The 6243-nt window shown below is 70.0% G+C and carries 7 protein-coding genes, 1 tRNA gene and 2 pseudogenes; 6 read left to right on the plus strand and 4 right to left on the minus strand.

Annotation, left to right across the window (positions count from 1 at the left end; genetic code table 11):
- Positions 1–294, plus strand: a pseudogene (locus tag G6022_RS00735) (hypothetical protein); the annotation flags it as partial.
- Here the strand turns inward: G6022_RS00735 and G6022_RS00740 are convergent.
- The 3 genes from G6022_RS00740 to G6022_RS00750 form a co-directional block, all read right to left on the minus strand.
- Complete coding sequence (locus tag G6022_RS00740) at positions 281–1744, minus strand: trehalose-6-phosphate synthase (protein WP_182638498.1); 1464 nt, start codon at positions 1742–1744, stop codon at positions 281–283. The pseudogene G6022_RS00735 and the gene G6022_RS00740 overlap by 14 nt on opposite strands.
- A gap of 31 nt (positions 1745–1775) precedes the next feature.
- The gene (locus tag G6022_RS00745; protein WP_107748799.1) at positions 1776–1964 is read right to left on the minus strand and encodes a hypothetical protein; all 189 of its coding nucleotides are present in this window, start codon (positions 1962–1964) and stop codon (positions 1776–1778) included.
- A 69-nt stretch (positions 1965–2033) separates the two neighbouring features.
- On the minus strand, positions 2034–3416 hold the full coding sequence (locus G6022_RS00750) for a threonine/serine exporter family protein (RefSeq protein WP_182610390.1): 1383 nt from the start codon (positions 3414–3416) through the stop codon (positions 2034–2036).
- A gap of 90 nt (positions 3417–3506) precedes the next feature.
- On the opposite strand from G6022_RS00750, the gene G6022_RS00755 reads away from it, so the two are divergent.
- The 3 genes from G6022_RS00755 to G6022_RS00765 all read left to right on the plus strand — a co-directional run bounded on the left by G6022_RS00755 (position 3507) and on the right by G6022_RS00765 (position 4508).
- Positions 3507–3579 (plus strand) — tRNA-Thr (locus G6022_RS00755).
- A gap of 92 nt (positions 3580–3671) precedes the next feature.
- On the plus strand, positions 3672–4097 hold the full coding sequence (locus G6022_RS00760) for a nuclear transport factor 2 family protein (protein ID WP_182610391.1): 426 nt from the start codon (positions 3672–3674) through the stop codon (positions 4095–4097).
- A gap of 3 nt (positions 4098–4100) precedes the next feature.
- On the plus strand, positions 4101–4508 hold the full coding sequence (locus G6022_RS00765) for a nuclear transport factor 2 family protein (protein ID WP_304814125.1): 408 nt from the start codon (positions 4101–4103) through the stop codon (positions 4506–4508).
- Positions 4509–4560: 52 nt separating this feature from the next.
- Here G6022_RS00765 and G6022_RS00770 read toward each other — a convergent pair whose 3' ends face one another.
- Positions 4561–4989, minus strand: coding sequence for an HIT family protein (locus G6022_RS00770; protein WP_182610392.1), 429 nt, complete (start codon positions 4987–4989; stop codon positions 4561–4563).
- A gap of 127 nt (positions 4990–5116) precedes the next feature.
- On the opposite strand from G6022_RS00770, the gene G6022_RS00775 reads away from it, so the two are divergent.
- On the plus strand, positions 5117–5821 hold the full coding sequence (locus G6022_RS00775) for a TetR/AcrR family transcriptional regulator (RefSeq protein ID WP_182610393.1): 705 nt from the start codon (positions 5117–5119) through the stop codon (positions 5819–5821).
- A gap of 71 nt (positions 5822–5892) precedes the next feature.
- Positions 5893–6243: pseudogene (locus G6022_RS00780) on the plus strand (phosphoribosylamine--glycine ligase); the annotation flags it as partial.

The following is a 6243-nucleotide window of genomic DNA, read 5'->3' on the forward strand; positions in this document are numbered from 1 at the left end:
CTCGCGGCGGTGCGGGAGCGTCTCACCGAGCCGGCACTGACCGAGTTCGTCGACCAGTCCATGCCGACCGTGGCCTCGGCGGCCAAGCAGCAGGAGGCCAGTGTCTACGCGACCGTGGCCGCCGCCGCGCCGCAGGAGGTCGTGGACGCGGACAACGTGACGGTGCTGGTGATGCTCAACCGGATGGTCTCGACCAAGGAAGCGCCCGAGGCGGCCAGCTCGGCGTCGAGGCTCAGCATCCAGATGGTCCGGGTGGACGGGGTGTGGAAGCTGGGCGAACTCAACGCTCTGTGACGGGGGGGTCGGACGTCGCGTCGAGGGTCTCGAAGAACCGTCGTGCCCACGCGTGGACGTCGTTGCCCAACACCTGTCGGCGCAGCGCCCGCATGCGACGACGCCGGTCGTCCTTCGACTCGGTGACGGCCGCCATGATGGCGTCCTTGACCCCCTCCAGGTCATGCGGATTGCACAGGTACGCCTGCCGGAGTTCGGCGGCGGCGCCGGCGAACTCGCTCAGCACCAGCGCGCCCTCGCCATCCGTGCAGGAGGCCACGTACTCCTTGGCCACGAGGTTCATCCCGTCCCGCACGGGGGTGACCAGCATGACGTCGGCGGCCACGTAGAACGCCGTGAGCTCGGACTTGGGGACGGGGCGGTGGATGTACGTCACCACGGGGTGCCCGATCTCGCCGAAACTGCCGTTGATCCGGCCCACGGACTCCTCGATCCGCGAGCGCATGATCTGGTACTGCTCGACCCTCTCGCGGCTCGGGGTGGCGAGTTGGAGCAGGGTGACGTCGGCGGTCTCGAGTCTCCCCTCCTCGAACAACTCCTCCAGCGCGCGGAGCCGGACGTCGATCCCCTTGGTGTAGTCGAGGCGGTCGACGCCCAGCAACAGGATCTCTGGTGAGCCGAGTTCGGTACGCAGGCGTTCCGCGCGGGCGCGGGTGTCGCGGTCGCGGGCGGCGGCGTCGATGGCGGCCGAGTCGATCGAGATGGGGAACGCCCCCACCCGGACCCTGCGGTCGTCCACGCGGATCTCGGACGCCCGACCCCGGGTCGAACGCAGCCGAACGGAGGGGTGGCCGCCGAGTCGGTTGGCGAGGATCCGGAAGTTGTCGGCTCCGCCGGGCAGGTGGAAGCCCACGAGATCGGCCCCGAGCATCCCGTCGACGATCTCCGTGCGCCACGGCAGCTGCATGAACAACTCGACGGGGGGGAACGGGATGTGGAGGAAGAACCCGATGGTCAGGTCGGGACGCATCTCACGTAGCAGGCGGGGGACCAGCAGGAGTTGGTAGTCCTGCACCCAGACCGTGGCGTCGGTGGCGGCGGCCGCGGCGGTGGCCTCGGCGAACCGGCGGTTGATCGCGACGTAGGCGTTCCACCACTCGCGGTGGTACTCGGGGGGGACCACCACGTCGTGGAACAGCGGCCACAGCGTGCCGTTGGAGAACCCCTCGTAGTAGAGCCCGACATCCTCGGCGGACAGTGTGACCGAGTGCAGCCGGATGCCGTCGGCGTCGAAGGGCTCGGGGGCGGCGTCCGCCACGCCGGGCCAACCCACCCAGGCGCCGTGGTTGGCCTTGAGGATGGACTCCAGGGCCGTCACCAGCCCACCGGGGCTGGCCTTCCAGTGTTCCCGGCCGTCCTTGTCACGGACGAGGTCGACGGGTAGCCGATTGGCGACGACGACGAAGTCCGCACCGGCGTCCGGCGGCGTCTGCTCGGTCGCGCGCGTCATCCCCGTCCCTTCCGTGATCGCTGTGATGCGGCTAGTCGACGTCGGCAGGGTCGACCTTCTCGGGGCCGATCCCGAGCATCTCGAGCAGCATCAGGCACTCGTCGGCGTCTGCGGCGTACGAGGCCACGATCCTCTGGGCCTGATATGCGGTCTCGTCGGCGACGGGCTCGAGGTCGACGTCGAGCTCGGGCTCCTTGCTGGCCGCTGCGGCGGATGCCATGTGTGTCCTCCCGTGGTCGGTATGGGACGCAGGGCCCGTGTGGGCTCAGGCGTCCGACGTCATCTTACGTCACTGGTCGGCGGCGGCGGACCTGCGCAGATTACGCGTGACCCATTCGCCGAACACGATGCCGGCCGCCAGGGCCACCGCGATCGCCAGGGCCTGGAACATCAGTCCCACACCGATACCGGTCTGGTCACTGGTGAGGGCCGACAGTCCCCGATAGACGGACAGCCCGGGCAGGAGTGGTGTGATCCCCGCGATGGTCACGATCAGTGGCGGGACGGTCGCGATACGGGCGAGGATGCCGCCGAACAACCCCATCGCACAGGCCGCGAGCGCGGAACCCACCACCACGCCCAGCCCGGTCGTCGTGACCACCTGGAAGATGACCATCCCGATCGCCCCGACCGCCGCGGCGAGCCACGTCGCACGCACGGTGGCGTAACTGGCCACCGCGAAGCCGGCGGCCCCGACGCCCGCCGCGAAGACGGCGAGATACAGGGGCGCGTTGCCGGAGATGGTCGGGTCGATGGGGGGCGGGGACATGCCCAGTCGCGCGAACACCGCCAGGGCGATCGTGATGCCGCCGAGAACCCCGCCGGTGAGGATCATCGTCTCCACGCCGCGGCCGGCCGACGTCACGGGGAACCCGGTGATGGCGTCCTCGATCGCGCCGACGAGCGTGAGCCCCGCGAGGAGCACGATGATTCCCGCGGCGACGAGCGTGGATGGCTGGATGTCCACGAAGTTGTCGCTCAGGAACACGTAGGCCAACAGCGCCCAGGCGGCCGCGATGAACCCCCCGACGATCTGCTGGAAGAACTTCGGGAGGCGGTGGCCGTCCAGATAGCGGTTGGCGTACATCAGCGCGAACGTCGACACCATGGACAGGAGTCCGGCGAGCGGGCTGCCACCCAGTTGGATGACGACCGCGCAACCGAGCATCGCCCACCCCAGGACCGCGACCCGGAACGAGTGGGGGTGCGGGGAGGCGATGATCTGCTCGACCTCCGCCGTGGCCTGCTCGACGGTCAGTTGGCGCCGCACGATGAGGTCGGTGAGCCGGGCGACACGGGTCACCCGGGTCATGTCGATCGTGCGGTAGTTGACCACCCGGATGACGGAGATCGGCGGGCGACCACGTCGGCGGTTCACGCCGATGGTCAACGAGGTGAAGGTGACCTCGACGGTGGCGCCCGGCAGGCCGAACGCCGCCGCGACCGATTCCCCCTGGGCGACGGTGTCCGCCGCGCCCTCGCCGGAGGACAGGAGGATGCCGGCGATCTCGAGGGCGAGGTTCAGGACGTCGGTGACGGCGCCGTCGTCGTCCAGGTCGACCGGTGCCATCGGGGACAGGGGCGGCTCGACCGCCAGGTCCATCGTCGACTTGCGCAGACCCAGCCACGCCAGGGGGCGGGTGAACGGTGCGGGTGCGTCGCGGATCTCCACGTGGACACCGTAGTCAAGACCGCGGCGGTCGAGAGCGCGGCCCGGGGTCCGGTTAGGATGTGACCCGGACCCCGGCCGTGCCGGAGCCGTGCTGGAGTGGCGCAATTGGTAGCGCACCCGACTTGTAATCGGGCGGTTGCGAGTTCAAGTCTCGTCTCCAGCTCTCACCCGCCGCCCGGTGGAGCCGGGAGTGCACGCCACGCACGCGGGCGGTATACGTTTAGTTTTCTCAGGTTTCTGGGTAGGATGTGACAGGTGTTCAGCGACGGCGACGGCGAGGGCTCCGGAGACGTGGACGGGGGCGTGGACGCTGAGTCCACCCGGCGGATCGCCGAGGCGTGGATGCGCGCCGTCACCTCATGTGACGTGGACGCCGCGCTGGCCCTTTCCTCGCCGTCGATCGTCTACTCCAACGGCGGCCACCTCCGTCTCTACGAGGGGCACGACGGAGTGCGTGACATCATCGAGGATGTCGCCCGTATGTCCGGGTTCCTCGACGTGGCCGTCCTGTCGGTGGTGGCGCAAGCGGGGACCGTTGCCCTCCGGCGACTCGAGACCTACACCCTGCCCGAGGGCGGCGTGGAGATCCCGGCACTGGCCTTCGTCGATGTCGCGGACGGTGTGGTCACGCGCTGGGAGGACTACAAGGACTTGCGCACGCTGAACGCGATCGCGGAGTAGACGGTGAACGGGGGCGGTCCGGTGGACCGGGAGGAGCATCAAGTCGACGCCGCCGCGGTGGTCAGGGCGCTCGTCGAAGCCAGGTTCCGGGGGGATGTGACCACGACGACCGCTCTGTGCACGCCCGACATCGTGTTGCGGATCGAGGGGTCTCATGAGGCGCGCGGGCGAGAGGGAGTGGCGCACCTGATGGAGTTCAACCGAGAGGTCGCCACAAACGTGCGTGTCGAGATTCACCGGGTCATGGCATCGGGTGACACCGTCGCGATGAGCAGGACCATGTTCCTCACCATCAACGGGCAGGCCGTCGAGCTCAGCGCGGGCGCGTTCTTCACGTTGCGCGACGGCCTGGTGCGGGAATGGAGTGACTACCTGGACATGAGCGAGGTGGCGCGCGCGCTCGGGCACTGAGCCGGTCACCCGCCCGACCCGACCACCGGGGCGGCGAGTCGGGGTGGGCCGGTCAGTCCCCGGGAACGAACTCGTCGTGGCCGAGTTCCCGCAGAGCGCGACGGATCGTCGCGGCCGCCGCGTCCGACTCCTCCGCCGGGGCGTCGGGGTCCGCGCGGGACAGGTCGAAGCCGGACATGTCGTCGGCGGGGAAGACGTGGATGTGGGTGTGTGGGACCTCGAACCCCGCGATCAGATAGCCGGCCCGTGACGCCCCGAAACCCTCGACGACGGCCTCGCCGACCGCCTGGGCGACCTCGTTGAGCCGCGCCCACAGCCGGGGGTCGAGGTCGGTCCAGCGGTCGATCTCCTCTCGCGGGACGATGAGGGTGTGGCCGGCCGCGACGGGCGCGATCGTGAGGAAGGCGACCACCTCGAGGTCCTCCCAGACGAACCTGCCCGGCAGCTCACCGGAGATGATCTTGCTGAAAACGGTCGACATGCTCCCAGCCTACGTACCCGGGGCGGCCGGTTGCCGCTGATGCGCGGTGGCTCGTGGTGTAATGAGGGGTACGCCACCCGGACAACGAGCGGCGAACGGTCCTTAGAGGATGGCGGAGGGACGGCAGATGATCGAGGCAACGGCACCGACGGCAGACGACACCGTCAAGAAGAAGTCCTACCACCACGGTGACCTGCGGAACGCGATCATCCACGAGGCCACCACGCGGGCGCGGTCCTCGGGGGAGAAGGCGATCGTGCTGCGGGAGATCGCGCCGGTCGTCGGGGTGTCGGCCACCGCCGCCTACCGGCACTTCACCAACCGGCAGCAGCTGGTCGAGGAGGTCTCGGCCCGCGGGTTCGCCGCGATGGGTGAGCGTGTCGCCCTCCCGGGGGTCACCGGCGCGGAGTCGGCCCCGGGGCTCGCGGCCTACCTGGACCTCCGCAACGCGGGGATCGCGATCGTGGAGTTCACTGTCGCGGAGCCCGCCTGGGCGCGGATGATGGTCGAGACTCTCGGGGAGTCGTCGACGGTCGCGTTCGCGGCCTCGGACGTCGCCGAGATCATGCAGCAGATCGTCGACCGCGGGATCGCCGCGGGGATCTTCCGTTCGGGGACGAGGATCAGGGACCAGCGCGTCCTGTGGGCGGGGATCGACGGCCTCTGTTCGCACGCGATGTTCGGGCTCAAGCCGATGGGGACCCCGGAGGCGGACCACGCGACGGCGCGCACGCTCGATCTCTGCATGACGGACATGCTCACCGCGGAGGGGCTGCGGGTCCGCGACGAGGCCACGTTGCCGGACGGGATCGCGACCGACCTGCCGAGCTGAGGTCCACCCGACGACGCCTGCACCGGCCGTGCCGGGTCACGTCGCCCGGGGGCGCGACTACTGTGGTCGCTGTGCGAATTCTCGTGATCGGTTCCGGTGCCCGTGAGCACGCCATCCTCGTCGCCCTCGCCGCGGATCCCGCGGTGACGGAGCTCCACGCCGCGCCGGGCAACCCCGGCATGGTGCAGGCCACGTGTCACGACGCGTCGGTGACGGATCCCTCGGCGGTCTCCGCGTTGGCGCGGCGGCTCGAGGTGGACCTGGTCGTCATCGGCCCCGAGGTGCCGCTGGTGGCGGGGGTGGCCGATGCCCTTCGCGCGGCCGGCGTCCCGGTGTTCGGTCCCTCGGCCGAGGCCGCCCGGATCGAGGGCTCCAAGGCCTTCGCCAAGGACGTCATGGCCGCGGCGGGGGTCCGCACGGCG

The organism is Dietzia sp. Cai40 (assembly GCF_014145165.1).
Taxonomy (GTDB): domain Bacteria; phylum Actinomycetota; class Actinomycetes; order Mycobacteriales; family Mycobacteriaceae; genus Dietzia; species Dietzia natronolimnaea.

Bases quoted from the DNA above. Each gene is read 5' to 3' on its own strand.
- G6022_RS00740 (WP_182638498.1), bottom strand. From the start codon at position 1,744: ATGACGCGCGCGACCGAGCAGACGCCGCCGGACGCCGGTGCGGACTTC.
- G6022_RS00745 (WP_107748799.1), bottom strand. From the start codon at position 1,964: ATGGCATCCGCCGCAGCGGCCAGCAAGGAGCCCGAGCTCGACGTCGAC.
- G6022_RS00770 (WP_182610392.1), bottom strand. From the start codon at position 4,989: ATGTCGACCGTTTTCAGCAAGATCATCTCCGGTGAGCTGCCGGGCAGG.
- G6022_RS00775 (WP_182610393.1), top strand. From the start codon at position 5,117: ATGATCGAGGCAACGGCACCGACGGCAGACGACACCGTCAAGAAGAAG.